This window comes from Bifidobacterium sp. B4081 (assembly GCF_026537335.1).
In the GTDB taxonomy this organism is placed as follows: Bacteria; Actinomycetota; Actinomycetes; order Actinomycetales; family Bifidobacteriaceae; genus Bombiscardovia.
This window is the reverse complement of record NZ_JAFNMM010000001.1, coordinates 1270288-1294683: the sequence shown is the minus strand read 5'-3', so window position 1 is coordinate 1294683 and position 24396 is coordinate 1270288. Positions and strand designations below refer to the sequence as shown.

Below are 24396 nucleotides of genomic sequence, written 5' to 3'. Positions count from 1 at the left end.
ATGTGGTCTTTGCCGGACCATGCTCGTCCATGATAAGCTCCCCCTCCTCACATGACACTTTGCCACCAGCTCCATTCTCCAACATTTGTCGGATTGCCGGGGAGGCCGGACCGCCACGGGCGGTTTTCGACATTTTGGGGTGCATCCCCTTGCCGGGGTGTATGCATCATGACGGTGACGGGCTTGTCGCCACCGGGTCCTGCGCCAGCGGGGGAGCAGGATCGAAAGAATGGAACAAATGACGAGCAGAATGCACGTGACGATGATCGGGGTGATGCTGCTTTCGACTTGGGCCAGTATCCCGGTGATGCCGTTTTCTGCTCGCGGATGTCCGGCGGCGGCGACGTGGACGTGTAGTTCCTGGTCACGAGGCCATCGGCGCTGGTGGTGGTGATTGATGCGTCGGCACCGTTCTTATGGGTGTGCACGCTCATGCCGAATCGTTCGTCGTATTGCGGGACGATGGTCCATTGGTCGGTCCTGGGCACCTCGACCGTGTATTGGCGGGTGTCCGGGTTGAAGTGCTGTATATCGTGGCCATTCACCTTGATGCCGGTCAGACGGCCACCTGGGTGGCTGGGGGGAGGGGTGATGTAGATGATCGTGATTACATGCTGGACGAAGTTTCTGAGATCCCCCGGGGCAACGATGTTGACGGTGTACCGGTAGGTCATGCCCTTGGTCTTCGACGTGGTGACGACGGCCACCTGTCCTGTTTTGGCCTGGTAGGAGAATACGCCGCCATTCGGGATGGTGTATTGTCCTTGTCCACTGCCACGTACTTGCCATCGGCATCGACATATCCGTGCGCTTGCAGGTCGGCGTCGTGTTCGTACTCCGTCTGCGTGCCTCCCTGACGGATCGGCTGTTTCGGCGTGGATGTCCCTACTGCAGGGTTCGGTTCTCAGCTGTCTACTACCGGTATCGTGATAGGTTCGGGAGCTGTCATCGGTGTAGGTGCAATCGGCGTGGATCTCGGGTTGATTTCCATAATCGACATCGTAATCTGCATTCCTGAGTTCGCTGCCGGTGTCTGACTGTTCTCCCAAGCTTATACAACGGTATTACCCTCGCTATCAGGTAAGCGACGGCTCTGAGTATGCCATCAAGGACGACGCCCTGGCACAGGTTTCCAGCATGCTCAAATCACTATCTTCGGTTTTGCTGGCCCCAATATTGCTGATCATCGGCACCATCGACAAGGCGTTCTTCTCCCAGAGCTCCGTCGATTATGTGATTACGCGATTTTTTGGGAATACTGTGATCGTCTTGCTGCTGTCGGCCCTGTACGCGCTGATCTTCTTGGGGCTCGGTTCGGGCATGACCGCCAAGAGAACATTGAGTTAGAGCAAGACCAGCTTAAAAGATATGGTCAATGTTCTGCTGATCATTGGCGAAGGCGGTGGCCTTAAGGAAATGATGCAGAGCACTGGTCTGAGCGCTCAAATAGCGACAACCACATCCAAGTGGGCCATTCCCACCGTTCTGTCGGCTTGGCTGATCGCTACGCTCTTCCGAGCCGCTCTTTGGTCTGGCACGGTCGCTGTGGCGGCTGCAGCGGGCATTGCGGCTCCGATGGTCGCACAAACTGGTGATTTGCAAAAGGCGCTGGCTGTTCTAGCCATCGCCGTAGGCGCGATGATCTTTCTCATGCAAATGATGGTGCCTTCTGGCCCTTCCAGGAGCATCTGGACATGACAGTTCTTCAGGAGTTGAAAACATGGAGCTTTCTGGTGACTGTCCAATCGGTGGTAGGTCCGATTGCTCTGCTGCTGGTGGATGCCGTCCTAGGCATTGTGGTATAGGCCGCTAGCCCGCTACGTCGATATTCGAGATTCAAGGAAAGGTGAAAGATAATGAGACTGGCGTTTGGAGCCGATCCTAATGCTGCAGGGTTGAAGAATGTGCTCATGGAGGAGGCAAGACGTCTAGGTCACGAGGTGATCGATTTCCCTACTGATGATCCGATCTACGCCAACGTGGCCATCGCCCTTGCGCAGTCCGTGGTTAGGGGCGAAGCGGATCGAGGCGTCCTGCTGTGCGGGACGGGTCTAGGCGTTTCGATCTCGGCCAATAAGGTGCCGGGAGCCTATTGCGCTTGCGTATCGGACATATACCAAGCCGAGCGTGCCCGCCGCAGCAATGATGCGAACATCATCGCCATGGGTGCTCAGGTTCTGGGGCCCGAAACAGCCAAATCCCTGTTAAGGGCCTATCTGGACAGTGAGTTCGATCCTGATTCCAGAAGTGGCCCGAAGGTGGCGCGCATCCGCGAATTTGAGCTTCATCAGCAATGATGAATCCGTGGGCAGCAGATAGTCAATTTTAATAGCGCAGAGTGGGGAAGATGAACAAGCCGATTGTAGCTATAAGCCTGAAAATGTATTTTACAAGAAAACAGACACTGGCATATTGTCGACGATTAGCCGATCTTCTCAATGCCGCAGCCCTTCCACTGGACAAGGTGACCATGGCGGTTTTGCCGGATTACCTTACGGTGGAGCAGGCTGGGCAGGCCCTGCTGTCCACGGATGTTCATCTTGGTATTCAGGATGTATGCGATCAAGATCGTGGCCCGTTTACTGGAGAGGTCTCGCCCCGGGATGCTTTTGATCTGGGTGTGACCGTGGCCGAAGTGGGTCATGAGGAACGCCGTCGCCTGTATGGGGAAGATGATGAACTCATCGGGCGGAAGGTTCTTGCATGCTGGCGCAATGGATTGACACCCCTGCTGTGTGTGGGTGAGCTGAGCAACCACGGTCCTGAGGCAGCCGCTGATTATTGCTTAAAACAGATCGAAATGGGGCTGGGTGAGAAGCCTGACCTTCCAGCCTGGATTGCATATGAACCCGTCTGGGCCGTCGGAGCTTCCCGCCCCGCTCCAGTTGAATACGTCCAAGAGGTATGTTCGATTATCAAAAACAAGCTTGGCCCCCAATGCCACAATTTGTCGCTCATATATGGAGGGGCCGCTGCTCCGGGATTGTTGACTGAGCTATGGCCAACTGTCGATGGGGTCTTTCTAGGTCGTTTCGCGCATGATCCCGCTGCTTTCCTGGAAGTCGTGAAAGAGGCCTGGCGCCTGATCAGCCAGGACTCGGAGGTCCAGAACGGTCAGAGTTGACCGCTTATCGGCATTGTGCTAATATATCCAACGGCTTGAGCAATCAAGAAAGCGGGTGACCCACCTGGAAGTCTCTTATGACTTCGGGTTCGAGGAGTGGCGATATTCTGTTGTATTCTACAGAATCGCTCATGAACGCGGAAGTGCGTCGTTTACAGCGATGGTCTTTTCGTCTGGACTCATGTGGATCGGCTGCAGGCAGTGGATGTTGTGGTATTTGAGAAGGAGTCATCATTAGCGACGAACCAAGGATTAACGACGATATACGAGTGTCTCAGGTACGCCTGATCGGGCCCAACGGCGAACAGGTGGGAATCATTGCGACCTCCGTCGCCCTCAACCTGGCCAAGGAGGCCAACCTTGACCTGGTCGAGGTTGCGCCCAAGGCCAAGCCTCCGGTCGCCAAGCTCATTGATTACGGCAAGTTCAAATACAACGAGAAGATCAAGGCTCGTGAGGCGCGCCGCAATCAGAGCATGTCGGAGATCAAAGAGATCCGCTTCAGATTGAAGATCGACGACCACGACTTCGAGGTCAAGGAGGGGCACGTGCGCCGCTTCCTGTCCGCCGGAGACAAGGTGAAGGTCACTATCATGCTGCGTGGGCGCGAGCAGTCCCGGCCCATCGGCGGCGTGGAGCTCCTGCGTAAGCTGGCTGACGACGTCGCGGATCTGGGCTCCATCGAGTTTGCCCCCAAGCAGGAGGGGCGCAACATCATCATGACCCTGTCGCCCAAGGGCAAGAAGGTCCACACACAGTCCGAGCAGCGTCGGCGGGGCGGTCAGGCCCGTGCCGAGCGCAAGGCCCGTCAGGCGGCCCATCTGGCTGCCAAGGCCGACAACAATACTTCTCCCAAGCAGATGAAATCCAAGGAGGGCAGCAATGCCGAAGATGAAAAGTAACTCCGCCGCATCCAAGCGCGTCCGGGCCACGGGTTCGGGCAAGCTCATGCACGCCGGGACCGGTATGCGCCACAATCTGGAGCACAAGTCGGCCAAGAAGCGTCGTCACCTGTCCACTGACGAGGTGCTCGCTCCGACCCAGTCCAAGAACATGAAGAGGATGCTGGCCCGCTGAGCGGGTGCTGTCGCGTCGAGTGAGATTTTAGAAAGCTGAGGAATATCTATGGCACGAGTCAAGCGGGCAGTTAACGCGCATAAGAAGCGTCGGGTCGTCCTGGAGCGGGCGTCAGGCTACCGTGGCCAGCGCTCCCGTCTCTACCGCAAGGCCAAGGAGCAGCTGCTTCATTCATATACATACAACTTCCGGGACCGCAAGGCCCGCAAGGGCGACTTCCGCAAGCTGTGGATCCAGCGCATCAACGCCGGATGCCGCGCCCAGGGAATCACCTACAACCGCTTCATCCAAGGGCTGCGCTTGGCCGGCATCGAGCTGGACCGTCGCGCCCTGGCCGACCTGGTTGTCAACGACATCGACACCTTCAACGCCATCGTGGCTGAGGCCAAGAAGGCCCTGCCTGCCGATGTGAACGCTCCGGTCGCTGCCTGATCAGCGGACCCGAACACCGCATTTCAAGAACCTCGCCTTTCGCGGGGTTCTTTGCATATTTGACCATTCCTCAGCGGGACGGTAAGTTGATTGACGACAATGATGCCGGGAGCAGCCATGAACGATGATCACAGCGCAAACGTGTCGGCTGTATCGGCAGCATCGGCCGGTCAGTCCAGTCCATCACCGAGTAGCGGCAGATCCAAGCCGGCCAGGATCAATCAGTCGCGCCCCATCCTTCAGTCGCGGATCTTTCTCTATGTGACTGAGTTCTTCTCGGGGATGGCCGTCATGGCCGATGAGCTGGGAGCATCCCGCCTGCTGGCTCCTTACTTCTCGTCCTCCCAGATCGTATGGACCATCATCATCGGGACCATCATGATCGCTCTAGCCTTGGGCGCCGTCGTCGGCGGCCGTTGGGCCGACCGGAACCCTGACCCGGACAGGCTCTACCTGTGCATTATGGCCGCTGCGGTCTGGATTGCCCTGATCCCACTGGTCGGCAAGTATCTGATCATCCTGATCTCGGGGCTGCTGATCGTGGCCGTATCCACCAACTTCCTGGTCCTGGCGGCTTTCATCTCCTGCCTGATCATCTTTGTTCCGCCCCTCTTCCTCCTGGGCACCATCACCCCCGGACTGGTCAAGAGCGCCACCGACTCCCTGGACGACAACGCTTCGGTGGTCGGCCGGCTCAGCGCCTGCAACACGGTAGGTTCCATCCTGGGCACCTTCCTGCCCACCTTTGTGACCATCCCGGCAGTGGGGACCTTCGTCACCTTTCTGATCTTCTCGGGGATACTGCTTCTGGTGACCTTGGTCTACTTTCTTTCATCCCAAGCGCATCGCCAGGCCTGCCTGATCGCCACGGTGGCCTTTGTGGTCTCGGCCGCCCTGTCGCCGATGACGGGGTTCGCCTTCTGGGAGAAGGGCCTGACCTACGAGGGCGAGTCCATCTACAACTACCTGCAGGTCAAAACCCTGGCGGACAGAACCATCCTTTCCACGAACGTCCTCTTCGGCGTTCAGTCGGTGACCATGAAGCATCCCGGGATGACCGGCATGTACTACGACACGGCCCTGGCGGCACCGCTCATGGCTGATCAGGCCCGCTCGGCTCTGATCCTGGGCATGGGGACCGGGACCTACGCCCGGCAGCTGAGGCGGTACTATCCTCGGATGGCCATCCAGGGGGTGGAGATTGACCGGACCATCAGTGACCTGGCCACCAAGTATTTTGATCAGCCCGCCGATATTCCGGTTTCCACCTACGACGGGCGAGCCTGGCTGGCAGCCAGTGGCCAGCGCTTCGACCTGATCGTGGTTGATGCCTATCAGGACATCACCATCCCCTTCCAGATGAGCTCCACCGAGTTCTTCACCCTGGTCAGGAATCACCTGAATCCGGGCGGGGTCATGGTGGTCAACATGAACATGATCGACGACGGTCAGGGGTCCATCAATGCGGCCCTGACCAATACCATCACCAGGGTCTTCGGATCCGATGCCATCCTGACGGCCGACGTGCCCCAGACCACCAACCGCGAGCTCTTTGCGCGCCGCCCCGCTTCCGAGGATTGCTCGGGATCAGAAGGGGATAACCAGGGCAAGAAGGCGGCCATGAGAGACTATCCGCATTCCGACCTGCTGGCGGAGGCTGCCTTCAGGGTCAGCCCTGATCCGGACCTATCCGCGATGATGGAGCAGGTCAGCACCCGTCTGAGCACGGTTGGGAATGCAGAGGGGAGAGTATTGACCGATGACAATGCGCCGGTGGAACTGCTGGGCATGCATGCCATCGACAGGATCATCAGCAGGGAGGCCAGACCCTACCGACGGATTCTTCAGCAAGAGGGGATTCAAGGGCTGGTCCGGGAGCTCTCTTGAGCGGTCGCGGCAATACCGAGCGCGTCGGAAGCATGGAAACAGGGGAGTGGAGCGTTAGAATGTGGCCTACAGACCAGCACTGATGAAGAGAACCGGAGGTTAAGCGGTAGTGGACGGTGATCATCAGGAGGGGCTGACCGCCCTGCTGGATCAGTTCCTGGCCTATACCGGGCTGGAGCGGGGTCTAGCCCCTGCCACGGTCAAGGCCTACAAGTCCGATCTGACCATGTACATCAATTGGCTATCCGCTCGAGGCATCACCAACCTGGAACAGATCAAGACCGCCGATGTGGAGGGTTTCCTGGCCCATCTGGCCGATGAAAGTCCAGCCAGCCGCTCCCGAAGGATGGCCGCCGTCCATGAGTGGCACCGGTTCGCCCTCAAGCAGGGGGTGACCGACCAGGATGTCTCCCGTACCGTCAAGGCTCCCAAGGGCACCTCGGTCCTGCCCGGTGTGTTGGACGTGGACCAGGTGGCCCGGCTGCTGGATGTGGCTGCCATGGGCGGGTCCAAGGATCCGGTGGTCCTGCGGGACAAGGCCCTGCTGGAGTTCATGTACGCCACCGGCTGCCGGGTCTCGGAGGCCGTCGGCACCGACTTGGAGGACATGGACCTTAATGAGCGGGTGGTCCGTCTGACCGGCAAGGGCGACAAGCAACGTCTGGTGCCCATGGGCTCCTACGCCTGCCAGGCCATGCAGGCCTACCTGAATCTGGGACGGTCCAGCCTGTGCGATCGGGCCACCAAGGGCAGGGAGCTGCGTGCCGTCTTCCTCAACAAGCGGGGCAAGCGGCTGACCAGGCAGACCGTCTGGCAGGTGGTCAGGGATGCCGGACGCCGGGCGGGCCTGAACAGACCACTGCACCCCCACACCCTGCGGCACTCCTTCGCCACTCATCTGCTGGAGGGAGGCGCCGATGTGCGTTCGGTTCAGGAGCTGCTGGGCCACGCCTCGGTGACCACAACCCAGATTTACACACACGTCAGCCCCCAGGCCCTGATGGAGACCTACCAGACGGCCCATCCTCGCGCTCGCTGACCCGCCAACCCGCGAATGCGGTCGGAAACTTGATAGGGTAGAAGCATGCCTACGGATTTGTTAGGGCGCGAGTATGAGACGTTCGCTGCCCCAGAGCCTTTGAAACAGCACGGCCCGGCCCGTGTTCTCGCCATGTGCAACCAAAAGGGCGGCGTGGGCAAGACCACCTCATCCATCAATATCGCCGGGTCCCTGTGCCAGTACGGGCGACGGGTGCTGATCGTGGACTTCGACCCCCAGGGCGCGGCCACCGTGGGTCTGGGCATCAATGCCAACAGCGTGGATAACACCATTTACACCGCCATGTTCGACACCTCTCTGGATGTCCACGAGGTGGTCCGGCACACCCGTTTCGACGGCCTGGACATCATCCCGGCCAACATCGATCTGTCGGCCGCCGAGATTCAGCTGGTCACCGAGGTCGGCAGGGAACAGGCCCTGGCGGCCACCATCCGGCCCCTGCGGCAGGAGTATGACGCCATCATCATCGACTGCCAGCCCTCGCTCGGCCTGCTGACCGTCAACGCGCTGACTGCTGCGGATGGGGTCATCATTCCCGTGGCGGCCGAGTTCTTCGCTCTGCGCGGCGTGGCCCTGCTCATGCAATCCATAGAGAAGGTCCGCAGCCGCATCAACCCTGATCTGCAGATCTACGGGGTGCTGGTCACCATGTACACCAAGACCCTGCATTCGGACGAGGTGCTTCAGCGCATCTACGAGGCCTTCAAGGGCAAGGTCCTGCACTCCATCATCAGCCGGTCCATCAAGCTGCCCGATGCCACGGTGGCCGGCGAGCCCATCACCATGTTCGCCCCCGAGCACAAGACCGCCAAGGAGTATCGGGAGGTCGCCCGGGAACTGATCGCCCGTGGCATCGTGGCGTGAGCGGATCAGCGGACGGCTTCGCCGTCGACCTGGATGTCTACCAGGGACCCTTCGACCTGCTGCTGGGTATGCTGGCCAACCGAAAGCTCACCCTGACGGAGGTCTCCCTGGCCTCCATCACCGGGGAGTTTCTGGACTATGTGCGCACCCTGGACTTCAGTCAGGGACTGGACCAGGCGAGCGCCTTCCTGGATGTGGCCTCGGTGATGGTCGAGGCCAAGAGCGCTGCCCTCTTGCCTGTGGAGGACGAGTCCATGCGCGACCAGGCCTCGATGGATGCACTTCGGGAGCGTGATCTGCTCTTCGCCAGGCTGCTGCAGTACCGGGCCTTCAAGCAGGCGGGGCAGGACTTTCGAGCCAGGCTGGCCGCCAACTCGGGCCGCTACCCGCATCCTGGCCATCTGGAGCCTCAGCTGGCTCATCTGCTGCCTGATCTCGTCTGGACCCTGAAACCAGAGGATCTGGCGCTGCTCTGCGCCAATGCCCTGGTCAACGCTCCAGCACCAGAGGTTCGTCTGGACCAGCTGCACGTGCCCCTGGTCGACCTGAACAAGGAGGCCGACCAGGTTCGCCAGGCCCTGCTGGAACAGCCTGGTCAGCCGGTGGCCTTCGCCGATCTGGTCGCCTCCTCCAAGGGTCGGGCGCAGGTGGTGGCACGATTCCTGGCCGTGCTGATCTTCTTCAGACAGGAGCTGATCCAGTATCGCCAGGATGGCCCCTACCAGCCGCTCTACCTGCGCTGGATAGGACAGACCCAGGAGCCGGAAACGGCCTTGATCAGTGAGGGGGACTTCGCATGAGCCAAACCTCGGCTCCCGATACCCGTCCCGAATATGTGGACTTCGACGTGCAGGACTTTCCCGGCGGACTGGCCGCCTGTCTGGAGGCCATCTTGGTGGCCACGGACCGACCGCTGACTGCAGAGGACTTCTCCCGGGTGCTGGCCGTGGATCCTGACCCGGTCAATGCCGCCCTGGAATCGTTGGCTGAATCCTATAGCGACCGAGGATTTGAACTGCGTCGGACCGCCCGGGGTTGGCAGCTGACCAGCCGGGCCGCCTACCAGCCCGTGGTGGCGGCCTTCGTCAAGGACGGCCAGACGGCACGCCTCTCCCAGGCGTCCTTGGAGGCCCTGGCCATCGTGGCCTACCGCCAGCCCATGACCCGTGCTCAGGTGGGCCAGATCCGCGGGGTCAACTCCGACGGGGTCATCCGGGCCCTGCTTGTGCGCGGCCTGGTTCGTGAGGAGGGTCTGGACGAGCAGACCCATGCCGCCCTGCTGGTCACCACCGACCTCTTTCTTGAGCGGATGGGCCTGCAATCCTTGGAGGATCTGCCCTCCCTGGCTCCATTCCTGCCCGACGAGGACTCGGCCCTGGCTCAGGCTCGCCAGGAGCTGTCCGGCCAGCTCCAGTCCCCGGATCCGGCACATGGCTCGACCCAGGGCGAGGAGCAGTGAACGCCTGTCACACAAGGCGGTTACACTTGTCTCTGTTTGTCCAGTTCCGGGACCACGCCAGCCGGCAGACAGGCCGGCAGGGCATGGATAGCATTCACGAGAATGAGGTTTTGATGGCGGTACGCGGCGATATACGAAATGTGGCGATTGTGGCACACGTTGACCACGGCAAGACCACCCTGGTCAACGCCATGCTGCAGCAGTCGCACGTCTTCTCCGAGCGGGAGGAGGTGCCCGACCGGGTCATGGACTCCAACGATCTGGAGAGGGAAAAGGGCATCACCATCCTGGCCAAGAACACCGCCGTCAAGTACACAGGCCCCCTGGCAGCCAAGCTGGGCCAGCCCGACGGCATCACCATCAACGTGGTGGACACCCCCGGCCACGCCGACTTCGGCGGCGAGGTGGAGCGCGGCATCTCCATGGTCGACGGGGTGGTCCTGCTGGTGGATGCTTCCGAGGGGCCCCTGCCCCAGACCCGCTTCGTCCTGCGCAAGGCCTTAGAGGCCAAGCTGCCCGTCATTCTGGTCATCAACAAGACCGACCGGCCCGATGCCCGCATCTCCGAGGTGGTCTCCGAGTCCACCGACCTGCTCTTGGGCCTGGCCCAGGACGTGAGCGAAGAGGGAGTGGATCTGGACCTGGATTCCCTCCTGGACCTGCCGGTCATCTACTGTGCAGCCAAGGCCGGCAAGGCCTCTTTGAACCAGCCTGCCGACGGTGCTGTGCCCGACAACGACGATCTGGAGCCACTCTTTGAGGCCATCCTGAACAACATCCCAGCCCCGGAGTATGAGAAGGGCGCACCCCTGCAGGCCCATGTGACCAACATCGACGCCTCCGACTACCTGGGACGTCTGGGCCTGGTGCGCATCTACAACAGCACCCTGACCAAGGGCCGCCAGTACGGCCTGTCGCGCGTGGACGGGTCCATCGAGAACTTCAAGCTGACCGAAATCCTGCGCACCAAGGGCCTGCAGCGCTTCCCGGTGGATGAGGCCGGTCCCGGAGACATCGTGGCTGTGGCCGGCGTGGAGGACATCATGATCGGTGAGACCATCGTCGATCAGGACGACCCCCGCCCCCTGCCTCTGATCCACGTGGACGACCCGGCCGTCTCCATGACCTTCGGCACCAACGATTCGCCCTTGGCCGGCACCGAGGGCAAGGACCATAAGCTGACCGCCCGCATGCTCAAGGACCGCTTGGACCGCGAGCTGATCGGCAACGTCTCCATCAAGGTGCTGCCCACTGACCGGCCCGACGCCTGGGAGGTCCAGGGCCGTGGCGAGCTGGCCCTGGCCATCCTGGCCGAGCAGATGCGCCGCGAGGGCTACGAGTTGACCGTGGGACGCCCCCAAGTGGTCACCAAGACCGTGGACGGCAAGCTTCAGGAGCCTATGGAATCCGACACCATCGACGTGCCCGAGGAGTACATGGGCGCGGTAACCCAGCTTATGGCCGATCGCAAGGGCCGCATGGAGACCATGACCAACCATGGCTCCGGCTGGGTCAGGATGCAGTTCACTGTGCCCTCCCGCGGCCTGCTGGGCTTCCGCACCGCCCTGCTTACCGCCACTCGCGGCACCGGCATCTCCTCGTCCATCTCCGCCGGCTACGCCCCCTGGGCGGGTGACATCAAGACCCGTCAGAACGGATCCATGGTCTCTGACCGCTCCGGTAAGGCCAGCCCCTACGCCATGCAGAAGCTCCAGGCCCGCGGCGAGTTCTTCGTCAAGCCCCAGTCGCCTGTCTACGAGGGACAGATCGTGGGCATCAACAACAAGCCCGGCGACCTGGACATCAACATCACCCTGGAGAAGCACATGACCAACATGCGTTCCTCCACCGCCGACGTGTTGGAGACCCTGACACCGCCCATCGACATGAGCCTGGAGGAGTCCCTGGACTTTGCCAACGATGATGAGTGCGTGGAGGTGACTCCCGAGTCCATCCGTGTGCGCAAGATCATCCTGGACAGGGATGCCTGGTACAAGTGGAACGCCCGCCAGCGCAGGGCCAACAAGAAGTAAGCCTTCTTTCACAATCAGATCAGTGCGACCCGGCCGACCCACGGTGACCGGGTCGGACTAGTCTTGAACCCATGAACTCTCAGGTTTCCAAATCCAAGGAACAGGCCGCCTCCCACTCGGCGGGGGAGTCCGGCAAGGCAAATCCCTTCCGTTGCCTGCTGGGCCTGCCCATCGGCTTGGCGGTGGGCGTGCTGGGGACCCTGGTCCAGCGTTCCGGGGCCGCCCAGGGTCTGCCCTGGGGTATGGTCCTGGCCTATCTGCTGGTGGCCCTGGCTGCCTGGTGGGTTCGATGCGACAGCGGCACCATGGGTCTGGCACTGCACTTGGTGGCCTCGACGGTCGTGGTTTGGTTGCTCTCCATGCGCGGACCCGGCGGCGATGTGCTCATGCCCTACGCCAACTTCCCCACATTCTTTGCCAAGTATGCGGTCTTCCTCTGGATGGGCGGGCTGGTCCTGATTCAGACCCTGGCCATCTGCCTGCCGGCCTCCTGGTTTGCCGACGGCCCCCTGCGCCGTCAGGGGCGACCAGTATGAGTCAGGATTCGTCAGGAAAGCCTGCGACTGTGCCCGACCGGGTCTCCCTGTACTTCCTGGGTCCCGAGGGAACCTTCACCCATCAGGCCGCCCTTGAGGCCGCCAACCTCATGGCAACAGGGCTGGACTGCAAGGCTGACTTGCGCCCCTGCCTGGATGCGGCTGGCATCGTGGTCGCCGTGGAGGAGGGCCGAGGCTGGGGAGTGCTGGCCTGGGAGAACAACGTGGAGGGCCATGTGGTGCCCAACATGGACGCCCTGATCGACGCTCAAGCGGTAGCGGGCTTCGGCATGGTCCGCCTGCCCATCGTCTTCGACGCCTTCGTCCGAGCCGACCATGGCCCCCTGGACCAGGTCGCTGCACATCCCCACGGCCTGGCCCAGTGCAAGGGCTTCATCAAAGAGACCGGCCTCAATCCCGTGACAGCCAACTCCAACGCCGCTGCCTGCCGTGATCTGGGCCCCAACCAGGTGGCTCTGGGGCCGCGCATCTGCGGAAGCCTCTATGGACTGGAGACCTATCGGCGCGAGGTGCAGGACTATCAGGGGGCCCGCACCGACTTCCTGCTGCTGGCTCCCCGGGATCAGGCCGCCCGGCTGGCACGGCGTCTGGCGCCGGGCGGGGATTTCGAGTCCATCGTCACCTTCATTCCCCTGAACACCGGGCCGGGCGTGCTGGCCAACCTGCTGGACCGCCTGCGCGATGCGGGCCTGAACATGACCTCATTCATGTCCCGGCCCATCAAGGGGCACGACGGGACCTACAGCTTCGTAGCCAGCATTGACGCCGCACCGTGGCAGAAGGGTCTGCATCAGGTGCTGGCCGACCTGCTGGACAAGGGGGACTGGCTCAAGACACTGGCGGTCCATCCGCGCACCCCGCATCCAGCGCCCCCCATCCGCGAATGGATGCTGCCCAGGGCGGGGGCCTTCCGGGGTGAGGACCCCGATTCCGAGACGATCAGCAAGGAGTTGTTATGGTAGATGAATCCGCGCCCTTCCCACACATGGACCTGTCCGGTCCCGAGCACATGCATCCCATGGCAGGCATGGCCGCCTCGCCGGTGCTGACCTCGGCCCACAAGATCGCCGTGGCAGGGCTGGGCCTGATCGGCGGATCGCTGGCCCGCCGTCTGGCTGCCCGGGGCCGGTTCGTGATCGCCTGGAACCATAATGACCGTCCCTATGAGCAGGCCCGCAGCCAGGGGATCCATTGCGTGGACACCCTGGAAGAGCTGGCCAAGGGCAAAGCAGACGTGCTGGTGCTGGCCACCCCCTTGCGGGCCATGCCCGAGGTGCTCAAGGCCCTGGCTCCGGTGCTGACCCGGGGCACCACCCTGACCGACGTGGGCAGTGTCAAGGGTCCGGTCCGCCAGCAGGTCGAACAGGCCGGTCTGGCCGATCGTTATGTAGGCGCCCATCCCATGGCCGGCAGCGAGGGCTCCGGTTACGAGGACTCGGACCCGGCCCTCCTGGAAGATGCCCTCTGGGCCCTCTGCGTCGATGAGCATACGGACTACAGCCGCTTTTTGACTGTGGCTGACATGGTCACCCAGGGGCTGGGCAACCGGCTGATTGTCCTGGACGATGCCACCCATGACCGGGCCGCGGCACTGATCTCGCACATGCCCCATGTGGTGGCCACCGCCCTGGCCAACATGCTGGCCACATCGCCTGACCGCCGTGTGGCCTCGGCCCTGGCGGCCGGATCCTGGCGTGACATGACCCGGGTGGCCCTGACCGATCCTGAGCGGACCCGGGCCATGGTGGAGGAGAACTCCGACCAGGTGGCCGACCTTCTGGATGACTTGGCCGAGAATCTGCAGGGCATGGCCTCCCTCTTGCGGAACCAGGAGCCGGCGGCCGATAAAAAGCGCCAGGACTTCTTCCTCCAGGCGGACCCCTTCCGGCGTTACAAGGCCGCTCTGGGCGATCAGGAGCAGATGTCCACCACCGACCTTGAGCTGGATCCGCAGGAGGGCAACTGGCGTCAGGAGCTGCTGGATTCGGCCCAGCGCGGCGAGCAGGTCTCGGCCTTCCTGACCACCAGCCGGGCCCGGGTGCTGCACCCTCCGGTCATCGACTGAGATCAGGTGGGTCCGGGCGGGGCGAACGGCGTTCCGGGACCGGCTTCAGTGCCACCATGTCTGCCGCTTGCAGGGTCACACGTTCCCCGGGACGCGACCCATTGGCCGCCGGGTCCCTGTCCAGGATCAGCCGCCGTCCGTCCCAGTCGACCGCATGGCCCACGTAGTCGCGGAACTTGGGCCTTCCGTCTTCCGGGTCCGGTCCCAGGGCAATCCTGACCACCAGCCGCGCTCCGGCCGGTATGGTTGCTGGCAAACGCATGGCCATCCACCTCCGGGGTCAGTATCGCCTGCGGCTGCGACGAGGGTTAAAGCGCCTAGACTGTATTGCACATGCTGCACAGCCAAGCGAAGGGAGCGCCCGTAGTGGATCAGGATCTGCAGGACTTCACCGACTATCTTTCCCGGGTGGCAGGCAAGAGTCCCAATACCGTCCGCTCCTACCGGGCCGACCTGGCAGGCTTTCTGCACCTGATGCATCTGCATGGCATCGATGATCCCGCGCAGATCGACCTGGCCACCATCAGGTCCTGGCTGGCCCACGAATCCGCCACCCACGCCCGCTCGACCATGGCCCGGAAGACAGCCGCACTCAGGTCCTTCTTCGTCTGGCTGAGCCGGCATGGCCGCATCAAGACCGACCCAACCCTGGCCCTGAGCAGCCCCAAGCAGTCCGAGCACCTGCCACGAATCCTGACGCACGACCAGGCCCGCACCCTGATGGATACAGTTGACGAGGATCCGGTCGAGCCCCGGGAGGACCAGGAGGTTCAAGCGGCCCTGCAGGTGCGGGACGCGGCCATGCTGGAGCTGCTCTACGCCACGGGCATGCGCGTTGCCGAGCTCTGCGGATTGGACCTGGGTGACGTGAACCGACACAGCCGCACTGTAAAGGTCCTGGGCAAGGGATCCAAGGAGCGGGTCCTGCCCTATGGCCTGCCCGCCGATCGTGCTCTGGACCGTTGGCTGGGGGAGGGGCGGCCGGTCCTGGCGGGCGCAACGGCCAAATCGGCCCGCAAGGCCGGTCAGGCCCTCTTCCTGGGTCAACTGGGCGGCAGGGTTGGTCAGCGTCAGGTCCGCAAGGTGGTCCACCAGGCGGCCGGTCAGGCCGGGGTGCCCGACATAGCCCCCCATGCCCTGCGGCACTCGGCCGCCACGCATATGCTGGATGGGGGAGCCGACCTGCGCGAGGTTCAGGAGATGCTGGGCCACTCCTCCCTGCGGACCACCCAGCGCTACACCCACGTCTCCATCGAGCAGCTGCGGGCCCGGTACAGGCAGGCTTTTCCAAGGGCCTGAAATCCGGCAAATGAGACAGGACTTGTCTTGGGAAACATCCTGGTATCAGAATATGGCGTATTGTAACTTGAACATCGGTCAAAGACTTTCGGGATACAGGCGAGACGTTGATAACCAGCTAAAGGGGAGCGGCAGGAATGAAGAAAAGTTCACAGCTCACGGTGGTGTCAGCGGTCATCTGTGCCTTGGCGCTTCTGGCCAGTGGCTGCGGTAGTGGCGGCAGCAGTACCGATACCGAGGGTGCCGAGCAGTCGTCCGGCGACCAGGCCAGCAACAACGCCGTGGTGTCGGTCCATGGGTGCGAGCCGGCCAACCCGCTCATTCCCAGCAGCGCCGCGGAAAGCTGCGGCGGGCAGGTCGTGGACGCCATCAACTCCAAACTGATCCGCTTCGATGACCAGGGCAAGGCCCACAACGATCTGGCCTTGGAAATCAAGGGCAACGACGACATGTCCCAGTACAAGGTCACCCTGGCCGACGGGCGCAAGTTCTCGGATGGCACCCCTATCACCGCCAAGTCCTTCACCAAGGCCTGGTCCTGGAGCGCCAATGTGTCCAACGGCCAGCTGAACGCCAGCTTTTTCTCCAATATCAAGGGCTTTGATGACCTGCAGAAACAGGGCGTGCCTACGGATGCCCAGTTCTCCGGATTGAAGGTCATCGATGACAAGACCTTCACCGTGGACCTCATTTCGCCCTCGTCCACCTTCCCCATTCAGGTGGGCTATACCTCTTTTGCGCCCCTGCCTGAATCCTTCTACAAGAATCCCAAGGCCTACGGGGAGAACCCTGTCAGCTCGGGTCCCTACAAGTTCGAATCCTGGCAGCACAACGTCATGATCAAGCTTCGCAGGAACGACGGCTACGACGGGGAGGTCAAGGTCCGCAACGGCGGCATCGACTATAAGGTCTACACGGACCTGGGTTCCGCCTATTCCGATGTACAGGCGGGCAACCTGGATGTGATCGACAGGATTCCCACCTCCGCCGTCAAGACTTTCATGACCGACAGCATGGTTCAGAGTTATAACAAGCCCGGCTCCACCCTGCAGATGTTCACCATTCCTACCACGATGGAGCATTTCGGCCAGGATCAGGAGGGCCACCTGCGCCGCCTGGCCATCTCCATGGCGATTGACCGGAAGATGCTGATCGACAAGGTCCTGGGCGGTCTGGGCGTGCAGCCCACCGACTTCACCGCGCCGACCATTCCAGGCTATACCAAGGATCTCAAGGGTTCGGACAACCTCAGGTACAACGCCAAGAAGGCCAAGGAGTACTGGGCCAAGGCCGATGCCATCAGCAAGTGGTCGGCAGACAAGAGCTTCCAACTGCTTTACAGTTCGGATGGCGGAGCCAAGGACTTCTACGACGGCATGGCCAACTCCATCAAGAACACGCTTGGCATCAAGGCCGAGGCCTCTCCCGTGCCCACCTTCAGCGAGTTCCGCGGCAACATCAAAAAGCGCCTCTATAACAATGCGGCCTTCAGGTCTTCATGGTCGCCCGACTATCCATCGCCAGAGAGCTATCTGATGAGCAACTTCGCCAGCTCGGCGGCCGATGGCAACGGATCCAACGATGGCGACTACAAGAACTCCAAGTTCGACGCCCTGCTGAAGCAGGCTGCCAAGGCCAAGGACACCGATGAAGCCAACAGGCTCTTCCAGCAGGCTGAGGAGATCCTTCTACAGGACATGCCGGCGGTTCCGCTCTATTATGGAAACAACATTGGCGCTTCCGCCAAGAAGGTCCATGGGATGCGTCTGGGCTGGGATGGCTATCCGATCTTCCCGGAGCTGTCCAAGGACCAGTAATGATCGTGCCGGAAACGGCATGAACCGCCGTCGATGACTGGCGGTTCGGGAAACCAACCAAAGGAAAGAGCAAGATATATGAAGAAGCAATCGGCCCTGACCATTGCGGGTGCCGGACTGTGCGTCATGGCACTCACGCTGGGTGCCTGCGGCGGATCCGGTGGATCGGACTCCTCTGCCAAGGGGACCAACGGTGGCAGCTCGAATGCCGTCATCTCGGTCTTCAACCCTGAGCCGGCCAATCCGCTCATCCCCAGCATGACCAACGAGGTGGGGGGTGGCAACCCCATCGACGTCATGTTCTCCAAGCTGGTCCGCTTTGACGACAAGGGCAAGCCAGTCAACGAGATCGCCAAGCAGATCAAGGCCAACGAGGACAACACCCAGTACACCGTGACCATCAACGACGGCTGGAAGTTCTCGGATGGCACCCCGGTCACCGCACAGTCCTTTACCAAGGCCTGGTCTTGGGCGTCCAGCATCGCCAACAAGCAGCTGGGCTCCAGCTTCTTCGCCAACATCAAGGGTTATGACGACCTGCAGAAGGAGGGCACCCCCAGCGATGCCCAGCTGTCCGGCCTGAAAGTCATCGACAACAAGACCTTCACCGTTGATCTGACCTCGCCTTCCTCCACCTTCCCCATCCAGGTGGGCTACACCGCCTTTGCGCCCCTGCCTGAGTCCTTCTATAAGGACACCAAGGCCTTCGGCGAGAAGCCGGTGACCGTGGGACCCTACAAGTTCCAGTCCTGGGAGCACAACAAGTCCATCAAGGTCGTCAAGGACCCCGCTTACAAGGGCGGCGTCAAGGTCAAGAACGGCGGCGTGGAGTTCCGCTCCTACACCGATGCCACCGCAGCCTACCGCGACGTGCAGGCCGGCAACCTGGATGTGCTGGACACTCTGCCCGCCTCGGCTCGTAAGACCTTCCAGACCGACAACACGGTCCAGGCCATCAACGACCCGGGCTCGGTCATCCAGATGTTCACCATCCCCTCCTACATGAAGCACTTCGGCCAGGATCAGGAGGGCAAGCTCCGCCGCCAGGCCATCTCCATGGCCATCGACCGGCCAACCATCATCAAGAAGGTGCTGTCCGGAACCGCCAAGGAGGTCCACGACTTCACTGCCCCCGTCATTCCCGGCTATTCAACCAGTATCAAGGGATCTGACGTGCTCAAGTACAACCCGTCCAAGGCCAAGGAGCTCTGGGCCGAGGCCAACAAGATCTCCCCATGGAGTGAGGGCGACACCTTCAAGATCGCCTACAACGCCGATGGCGCCCACAAGGAGATCTACGACGCCGTGACCAACTCCATCAAGAACGCCCTGGGCATCCAGGCTGCAGGCAACCCTCTGCCCACCTTCAGCGAGTTCCGCTCCAACGTGCAGAACCGCAAGTTCACCGACTCGGCCTTCCGCTCCGGTTGGCAGCCCGACTACCCCTCGCCCGAGAGCTACCTGTCCAGCAACTTCGCCAGCTCGGCAGCCAACGGCAACGGGTCCAATGACGGCGACTACAAGAACCCCGAGTTCGACGGCCTGATGGACAAGGCAGCCTCCGCCAAGAGCATCGACGAGGCCAACAAGATCTACCAGCAGTCCGAAGAGCTGCTCTTCCGCGACCTGCCCGCAGTTCCGCTCTACTACCAGAACTCCAACGGCGTGGCCGCCAAGAACGTCCAAGGATTCTCCTTCAACTGGAAGGGCGTCCCTGCTTACTACAACATCAGCAAGTGAGATGACGGGAGCCTGAATCCTGCACCTGACAGCTGACACCGCCCGGGCCGGCGCGGAAGGATCCATTCCGCGCCGGCCTTGGTGTCTTTGCACCCCTGTTGAGGTGTGCTGGTAGACTCAAACAAGAATTTTTGCGGCGGCCCCGATCCCCATGCCGATCCCGGTCGCGGATGACAAAGGAGAATAGCCGATGGGAAAATATCTTCTGCGACGTATTCTGCAGATGATCCCCGTCGTTCTCGGCACGACACTGCTGATATACGCGCTGGTCTTCGCGCTTCCCGGCGACCCTGTGGCCGCCATGTTCGGAGACAAGCCGGTCAACCAGGCCGTTGCCGCACAGATACGTTCGGAATACAATCTCGACAAGCCCTTCATCGTGCAGTACGTGCTCTTCCTGAAGAACGCGCTGACCCTGAACTTCGGCAACACCTTCGCCGGCCAGCCCGTGATCAGCGTGATCGGCAGGGCCTTCCCGGTGACCATCAAGCTGGCCCTGATGGCCTTCGTCTTCGAGGGCGTCTTCGGCGTGATCTTCGGCATCATCGGCGGCCTGACCAAGGGCAAGTGGTCGGACAACATCATCCTGGTCCTCTCCCTGCTGCTGATTTCGGTGCCTACCTTCGTCACCGGCTTCATCCTGCAGTACCTGTTCGGCGTCAAATGGCATCTGCTGCCGGCTACAGCCGGGGCCAATCCGGGCTTCATTGATCTGCTCATGCCGGCCGTTGTGCTGGGGTCGGTATCCATGGCCTCCATCATCCGTCTGACCAGGACGGAGATCACCTCCAACATCTCCGAGGACTACGTGCGCACGGCCCGGGCCAAGGGCATGAGCAACCGGTCCGTCATCGTGCGGCATGTGCTGCGCAACTCCCTGATCCCCGTGGTCACCTACCTGGGCGCCGACATCGGCGGACTGATGGGCGGGGCCATGATCACCGAGCGCATCTTCAACATCCAGGGCGTGGGCAACACCCTTTACCAGGCCATCCTGAGGGGCGAAGGCACCCTGGTGGTCTCCATCGTGACCATTCTGGTCCTGATCTTCGTCATCACCAGCCTCCTGGTCGACCTGCTCTACGCAGTGCTCGATCCGCGGATCCGGTATGCGTGAGGGAGAGGGACCGACTATGAGTGAAACGGCAATGAACGAGTCAAGCGAACAGAACGAAAGCCAGGCCCGCGTCTACTTCCCTGACCCCCTGCCGGGGCAGGAGCGGTTCGTGGCCCCCATCGACGAGACGCCCCTGCGCGAGGTGGACTCGGTGGATGAGGACGTGCCGCCCACCAGCATGTGGGCCGACGCCTGGAAGACCCTGAGGCGCAACCCGCTCTTCATCATCTCCTCAATCCTGGCGATCGTGGTCATCCTGGTGGCCCTCTTCCCCAACCTCTTCGCCAGGCAGGACCCCATGGCCTGCAGCCTGTCCGACTCCCTGGAGCCCGGCCGGCCCGGGCACCCCCTCGGCTTCGACCTGCAGGGCTGCGACGTCTACAGCCGCGTCATCCACGGGGCCCGGACCTCGGTGGCCATCGGTATCATGACCACCATCCTGGTCACCGTCTTCGGCGGCCTCATCGGCGCCATCGCCGGATTCTTCGGGGGCTGGGTCGACGCAGTGCTCAGTCGCATCACCGACATCTTCTTCGCCATCCCCATGATCCTGGGCGCCATCGTGCTCCTGCAGATGTTCCGCACCTCCACCTCCCTGTGGAAGATCATCCTGACCTTGACCCTCTTCGGCTGGGTCAACATGGCCCGTATCACCCGCAGTGCCGTGCTGGAGGCCAAGAACCTGGAGTTCAACACCGCTTCCACGGCCCTGGGCTCCACGCCTCTGCGCAACCTCTTCCGACACATCATGCCCAACTCCCTGGCCCCGGTCATCGTCATGGCCACCATGTCGCTGGGCACCTACATCGTCTCTGAGGCCACGCTGAGCTTCCTGGGCATCGGCCTGCCCTCCACCGTGGTCTCCTGGGGCGGGGACATCTCGACGGCCCAGAACCTCCTGACCACCAACCCCTCGGTCCTCTTCTATCCCTCTGCAGCCCTGGCCATCACCGTGCTGGCCTTCATCATGATGGGCGACGCGGTCAAGGATGCGTTGGATCCCAAGAGCAGAACGGCCTGAGTGAGGAAGCATGACTGAAGCAGACAAGAACATGACCACCAATCAGGAGCAGCAGCCCCTGCTCGACGTTCGGGACCTGCAGGTGGACTTCACCGCCGATGGGCGCACCGTCCACGCAGTTCGCGACGCCTCCTTCAACGTCTACCCCGGCCAGTGGGTGGCTATCGTGGGGGAGTCCGGCTCGGGCAAGTCCACCTCGGCCATGGCTGTGCTGGGCCTTCTGCCCGGCACCGGCAAGGTGACCGGCGGCAGCATCAAGCTCAATGGCCGCGAGCTGGTGGGCCTGGACCGCAAGGACTATGAGGCGCTGCGTGGCTCCCAGGTGGGTCTGGTCCCGCAGGACCCCATGAGCAATCTGAACCCGGTCTGGCGCATCGGCTCCCAGGTCAAGGAGGCGCTGACCGCCAACCACATGGATGTCTCTCGGGAGAAGCGCTCCCGGTTGGCCAAGGCCCTGGCCGGCGATGAAGAGGTGACGCTCAAGAAGTCAGACGACGAGCTCTTCATCTCCTCCAAGGACCTGCCCGGCCTGCTGGAAGCCGCCCGTCAGGCCCTGAGTGATGCCGGGGTGGCCGACGTGGACAAGACCATGGAGGCCCTGAAGGCCGAGTGGGATGTGGGCTCCGAGACCCGCTGGGGCGTGGCCAAGTCCCTGATCGACGCCGGTGTGGATGACGATGCGGCCTGGAAGTTGGCCAAGGAGCATGTGACCGGTTCGGACATGGATGACCGCATTGCCGGTCTGCTGTCGGAGGCCGGGTTGCCCGAGGCCGCCACCAGGGCCAGGCAGTATCCGCATGAGTTCTCCGGCGGCATGCGCCAGCGCGCCCTGATCGCCATCGGCCTGGCCTCCCGGCCCGACCTGCTGATTGCGGACGAGCCCACCAGCGCCCTGGATGTGACCGTCCAGAAGCGGATTCTGGACCACCTGCGCAACCTGACCGAATCCTTGGGCACCGCCGTGCTCTTCATCACCCACGACCTGGGTCTGGCGGCCGAGCGCGCCCAGCACATCGTGGTCATGTACCGGGGTCAGGTGGTGGAGTCCGGGCCCAGCCTGGAGGTCCTGCAGCACCCCCAGCACCCCTACACCAAGCGGTTGGTTCAGGCCGCGCCCTCGCTGGCCTCCCAGCGCATCATCTCCGCCAAGCAGCGCGGCCAGGATGCCGAAGACCTGCTGGAGCACCATGTCAAGGGCGAGAGCACTCTGGAGCGCAGCGAGCACGTCATCACCGTGGAGCACCTGACCCGCGAGTTCAGGTTGCCCCGGCGCAAAGAGATGTTCAAGGCTGTGGACGACGTCTCCTTCTCGGTCAAGCGAGGAACCACCTTGGCCATCGTGGGGGAGTCCGGCTCCGGCAAGTCCACCGTGGCCAACATGGTCCTGCACCTGCTCAAGCCCACCTCGGGCCGGGTGACCTACGAGGGCCAGGACATCGCCGGCTTCGGCAGCCACGAGCTCATGGAGTTCCGTCGGCACGTGCAGCCGGTCTTCCAGAACCCTTACGGCTCCCTGGACCCCATGTACTCCATCTACCGCTCCATCGAGGAGCCCCTGCGCATCCACAAGATCGGCAACGCCAAGTCCCGGCAGAAGCGGGTCAAGGAGCTGCTGGACATGGTGGAGATGCCCGAGTCGGTCATGGGGCGCTACCCCAACGAGCTCTCCGGTGGACAGCGTCAGCGCATCGCCATCGCCCGGGCCATGGCCCTGAATCCGGATGTGATCATCTGCGACGAGGCCGTCTCCGCCTTGGACGTGCTGGTCCAGGATCAGGTGCTGCGGTTGCTCAACGACCTGCAGGCCGAGCAAGGGCTCAGCTACCTGTTCATCACCCACGATCTGGCCGTGGTCAGGCAGATCGCCGACGAGGTGGTGGTCATGCAGCACGGCCGACTGGTGGAGCACGCCACCACCGACGAGGTCTTCGACCACCCGCAACGCCAGTACACCAAGGATCTGCTGGACGCCATCCCCGGCGGCAAGCTGCGCCTGGGTCTTGACTAGGTATCCTTTGCACAGACTTACAAGGAAATGAGGCATCATGGGATTGTTCGGTTTCGGCAAGAAACGCGCCAAGAAGCAGGCTGAGGAGGCCGTCGAGGAGTCCAAGGACGTTGAAAAGTCCACGGAGAAATCTGACCAAACTTCTCAGGCTGGCCGCGATGAAGCCGAGCAGAGCGGGAAGGGCCCCTGGGACAGTTTGGATTCCGAGGCCCCCGACACCGATGAGTACCTGGACATCGGTGCCCTGATGCTTCCCTTCCTCAAGGGCAGTGAGCTGAGGCTCAAGGCCAACTCGCAGACCGGCGACGTGCTGGGAGCCACCATCACCTACGGGTCCTCCAGTCTGGAGCTGGAGCCCTTTGCGGCCCCCAAGTCCCTGGGCCTCTGGGACGAGGTCCGGGCCGACCTGCTCAAGGCCAACCCCTCCTGCAAGGAGGTGGACGGCGTCTTCGGCAAGGAGCTGACCCTGCCCGTCAAGGTCAAGGGTAAGAACCTGGTGACCCGGGTGGTGGGCATCGACGGACCCCGTTGGATGCTGCGAGGCATCTTCTCCGGTCCTGCGGCCAAGGGCGGCAAGGAGAAGGATGTGCTCGACGGCTACCTGGCCGACCTGGTCGTGGTCCGTGGCGATGAGCCCCTGGCCCCCCGTGACCTGGTTCCCATGCATGCGCCCATCACCCCCAACCAGCGTCGAGGAGAAGCCGAAGACTCGGAGTCCAAGGACGATGAGAGTGCGCAGATCCCCGGCAGGCCTGAGGGCCCCTTCGATTCGGATCAGCAGACCGAGGTGAAGACCACACTGTCTCGCGGACCCATGTTCTCGGAGGTCCGCTAAG

23 protein-coding genes and 1 pseudogene are annotated in these 24396 nt (G+C 62.3%); 22 read left to right on the top strand and 2 right to left on the bottom strand.

Annotation, left to right across the window (positions count from 1 at the left end; translation table 11 throughout):
• Positions 1–47 precede the first annotated feature (47 nt).
• Positions 48–707, bottom strand: coding sequence for a hypothetical protein (locus J3T92_RS05720; protein ID WP_267400195.1), 660 nt, complete (start codon positions 705–707; stop codon positions 48–50).
• A gap of 322 nt (positions 708–1029) precedes the next feature.
• On the opposite strand from J3T92_RS05720, the pseudogene J3T92_RS05715 reads away from it, so the two are divergent.
• The 15 genes and pseudogenes from J3T92_RS05715 (at position 1030) to J3T92_RS05640 (ending at position 14558) form a co-directional block, all read left to right on the top strand.
• Positions 1030–1805 (top strand): annotated as a pseudogene (locus J3T92_RS05715) (hypothetical protein).
• Positions 1806–1856: 51 nt separating this feature from the next.
• Positions 1857–2297, top strand: a complete 441-nt coding sequence (locus tag J3T92_RS05705) for an RpiB/LacA/LacB family sugar-phosphate isomerase (RefSeq protein WP_045924139.1) — start codon at positions 1857–1859, stop codon at positions 2295–2297.
• 50 nt (positions 2298–2347) lie between these two features.
• Positions 2348–3124: a triose-phosphate isomerase family protein gene (locus J3T92_RS05700; RefSeq protein WP_267400191.1), complete on the top strand. Its 777-nt coding sequence runs from the start codon at positions 2348–2350 to the stop codon at positions 3122–3124.
• 230 nt (positions 3125–3354) lie between these two features.
• Positions 3355–4026 carry a translation initiation factor IF-3 gene (infC, locus tag J3T92_RS05695; protein ID WP_029676114.1) on the top strand — a complete coding sequence of 224 codons (672 nt, stop codon included), beginning with the start codon at positions 3355–3357 and terminating at the stop codon, positions 4024–4026.
• Positions 4007–4201, top strand: a complete 195-nt coding sequence (gene rpmI, locus J3T92_RS05690) for a 50S ribosomal protein L35 (protein ID WP_024627165.1) — start codon at positions 4007–4009, stop codon at positions 4199–4201. The genes infC and rpmI overlap by 20 nt, the downstream gene beginning before the upstream one ends.
• A gap of 48 nt (positions 4202–4249) precedes the next feature.
• Positions 4250–4633, top strand: a complete 384-nt coding sequence (gene rplT / locus J3T92_RS05685; protein ID WP_015021618.1) for a 50S ribosomal protein L20 — start codon at positions 4250–4252, stop codon at positions 4631–4633.
• A gap of 117 nt (positions 4634–4750) precedes the next feature.
• Complete coding sequence (locus J3T92_RS05680) at positions 4751–6520, top strand: spermidine synthase (RefSeq protein WP_267400190.1); 1770 nt, start codon at positions 4751–4753, stop codon at positions 6518–6520.
• A gap of 109 nt (positions 6521–6629) precedes the next feature.
• A complete protein-coding gene (xerD, locus tag J3T92_RS05675; protein WP_267400188.1) occupies positions 6630–7559 on the top strand; it encodes a site-specific tyrosine recombinase XerD in 930 nt (309 codons plus the stop codon).
• A gap of 45 nt (positions 7560–7604) precedes the next feature.
• Positions 7605–8444, top strand: a complete 840-nt coding sequence (locus tag J3T92_RS05670) for a ParA family protein (RefSeq protein ID WP_024627161.1) — start codon at positions 7605–7607, stop codon at positions 8442–8444.
• Positions 8441–9244, top strand: a complete 804-nt coding sequence (locus J3T92_RS05665; protein ID WP_267400186.1) for a segregation and condensation protein A — start codon at positions 8441–8443, stop codon at positions 9242–9244. Before J3T92_RS05670 ends, J3T92_RS05665 begins: the two co-directional genes overlap by 4 nt.
• Positions 9241–9903, top strand: coding sequence for an SMC-Scp complex subunit ScpB (scpB, locus tag J3T92_RS05660; RefSeq protein ID WP_267400184.1), 663 nt, complete (start codon positions 9241–9243; stop codon positions 9901–9903). Before J3T92_RS05665 ends, scpB begins: the two co-directional genes overlap by 4 nt.
• Before the next feature lie 113 nt (positions 9904–10016).
• A complete protein-coding gene (typA, locus tag J3T92_RS05655; RefSeq protein WP_267400270.1) occupies positions 10017–11936 on the top strand; it encodes a translational GTPase TypA in 1920 nt (639 codons plus the stop codon).
• Between the two features lie 71 nt (positions 11937–12007).
• On the top strand, positions 12008–12472 hold the full coding sequence (locus tag J3T92_RS05650; RefSeq protein WP_267400182.1) for an alcohol dehydrogenase: 465 nt from the start codon (positions 12008–12010) through the stop codon (positions 12470–12472).
• Positions 12469–13455, top strand: coding sequence for a prephenate dehydratase domain-containing protein (locus J3T92_RS05645; RefSeq protein ID WP_267400181.1), 987 nt, complete (start codon positions 12469–12471; stop codon positions 13453–13455). The genes J3T92_RS05650 and J3T92_RS05645 overlap by 4 nt, the downstream gene beginning before the upstream one ends.
• A gap of 65 nt (positions 13456–13520) precedes the next feature.
• Positions 13521–14558: a prephenate dehydrogenase gene (locus J3T92_RS05640; RefSeq protein ID WP_267400269.1), complete on the top strand. Its 1038-nt coding sequence runs from the start codon at positions 13521–13523 to the stop codon at positions 14556–14558.
• Here J3T92_RS05640 and J3T92_RS05635 read toward each other — a convergent pair.
• Positions 14548–14820, bottom strand: coding sequence for a DUF6725 family protein (locus J3T92_RS05635; RefSeq protein ID WP_267400180.1), 273 nt, complete (start codon positions 14818–14820; stop codon positions 14548–14550). The genes J3T92_RS05640 and J3T92_RS05635 overlap by 11 nt on opposite strands.
• A gap of 71 nt (positions 14821–14891) precedes the next feature.
• Between J3T92_RS05635 and J3T92_RS05630 the strand changes: the two genes are divergently transcribed.
• From J3T92_RS05630 to J3T92_RS05600, 7 genes are all read left to right on the top strand, one after another.
• Positions 14892–15857 (top strand): tyrosine recombinase XerC, encoded by a 966-nt coding sequence (locus J3T92_RS05630; RefSeq protein WP_416378899.1) that lies wholly within the window; start codon positions 14892–14894, stop codon positions 15855–15857.
• Between the two features lie 137 nt (positions 15858–15994).
• Positions 15995–17674 carry a peptide ABC transporter substrate-binding protein gene (locus J3T92_RS05625; RefSeq protein WP_267400178.1) on the top strand — a complete coding sequence of 560 codons (1680 nt, stop codon included), beginning with the start codon at positions 15995–15997 and terminating at the stop codon, positions 17672–17674.
• A 78-nt stretch (positions 17675–17752) separates the two neighbouring features.
• A complete protein-coding gene (locus J3T92_RS05620) occupies positions 17753–19414 on the top strand; it encodes a peptide ABC transporter substrate-binding protein (RefSeq protein WP_267400177.1) in 1662 nt (553 codons plus the stop codon).
• Positions 19415–19604: 190 nt separating this feature from the next.
• A complete protein-coding gene (locus J3T92_RS05615) occupies positions 19605–20531 on the top strand; it encodes an ABC transporter permease (RefSeq protein ID WP_121914526.1) in 927 nt (308 codons plus the stop codon).
• Positions 20532–20562: 31 nt separating this feature from the next.
• Positions 20563–21552, top strand: a complete 990-nt coding sequence (locus J3T92_RS05610; RefSeq protein ID WP_267400268.1) for an ABC transporter permease — start codon at positions 20563–20565, stop codon at positions 21550–21552.
• Positions 21553–21562: 10 nt separating this feature from the next.
• The gene (locus J3T92_RS05605) at positions 21563–23560 is read left to right on the top strand and encodes a dipeptide ABC transporter ATP-binding protein (protein ID WP_267400171.1); all 1998 of its coding nucleotides are present in this window, start codon (positions 21563–21565) and stop codon (positions 23558–23560) included.
• 37 nt (positions 23561–23597) lie between these two features.
• The gene (locus J3T92_RS05600) at positions 23598–24395 is read left to right on the top strand and encodes a DUF3710 domain-containing protein (protein WP_267400170.1); all 798 of its coding nucleotides are present in this window, start codon (positions 23598–23600) and stop codon (positions 24393–24395) included.
• The last annotated feature ends 1 nt before the right edge of the window (position 24396 follow it).

Coding starts and splice junctions, on each gene's coding strand:
- J3T92_RS05630 (WP_416378899.1), top strand. CDS start 14,892: ATGCTGCACAGCCAAGCGAAGGGAGCGCCCGTAGTGGATCAGGATCTG.
- J3T92_RS05650 (WP_267400182.1), top strand. CDS start 12,008: ATGAACTCTCAGGTTTCCAAATCCAAGGAACAGGCCGCCTCCCACTCG.
- J3T92_RS05670 (WP_024627161.1), top strand. CDS start 7,605: ATGCCTACGGATTTGTTAGGGCGCGAGTATGAGACGTTCGCTGCCCCA.
- J3T92_RS05705 (WP_045924139.1), top strand. CDS start 1,857: ATGAGACTGGCGTTTGGAGCCGATCCTAATGCTGCAGGGTTGAAGAAT.
- J3T92_RS05620 (WP_267400177.1), top strand. CDS start 17,753: ATGAAGAAGCAATCGGCCCTGACCATTGCGGGTGCCGGACTGTGCGTC.
- J3T92_RS05605 (WP_267400171.1), top strand. CDS start 21,563: ATGACTGAAGCAGACAAGAACATGACCACCAATCAGGAGCAGCAGCCC.
- J3T92_RS05625 (WP_267400178.1), top strand. CDS start 15,995: ATGAAGAAAAGTTCACAGCTCACGGTGGTGTCAGCGGTCATCTGTGCC.
- typA (WP_267400270.1), top strand. CDS start 10,017: ATGGCGGTACGCGGCGATATACGAAATGTGGCGATTGTGGCACACGTT.
- rpmI (WP_024627165.1), top strand. CDS start 4,007: ATGCCGAAGATGAAAAGTAACTCCGCCGCATCCAAGCGCGTCCGGGCC.
- J3T92_RS05640 (WP_267400269.1), top strand. CDS start 13,521: ATGGCCGCCTCGCCGGTGCTGACCTCGGCCCACAAGATCGCCGTGGCA.
- J3T92_RS05680 (WP_267400190.1), top strand. CDS start 4,751: ATGAACGATGATCACAGCGCAAACGTGTCGGCTGTATCGGCAGCATCG.
- J3T92_RS05700 (WP_267400191.1), top strand. CDS start 2,348: ATGAACAAGCCGATTGTAGCTATAAGCCTGAAAATGTATTTTACAAGA.
- J3T92_RS05615 (WP_121914526.1), top strand. CDS start 19,605: ATGGGAAAATATCTTCTGCGACGTATTCTGCAGATGATCCCCGTCGTT.
- scpB (WP_267400184.1), top strand. CDS start 9,241: ATGAGCCAAACCTCGGCTCCCGATACCCGTCCCGAATATGTGGACTTC.
- J3T92_RS05600 (WP_267400170.1), top strand. CDS start 23,598: ATGGGATTGTTCGGTTTCGGCAAGAAACGCGCCAAGAAGCAGGCTGAG.
- J3T92_RS05635 (WP_267400180.1), bottom strand. CDS start 14,820: ATGCGTTTGCCAGCAACCATACCGGCCGGAGCGCGGCTGGTGGTCAGG.
- J3T92_RS05645 (WP_267400181.1), top strand. CDS start 12,469: ATGAGTCAGGATTCGTCAGGAAAGCCTGCGACTGTGCCCGACCGGGTC.
- J3T92_RS05610 (WP_267400268.1), top strand. CDS start 20,563: ATGAACGAGTCAAGCGAACAGAACGAAAGCCAGGCCCGCGTCTACTTC.
- rplT (WP_015021618.1), top strand. CDS start 4,250: ATGGCACGAGTCAAGCGGGCAGTTAACGCGCATAAGAAGCGTCGGGTC.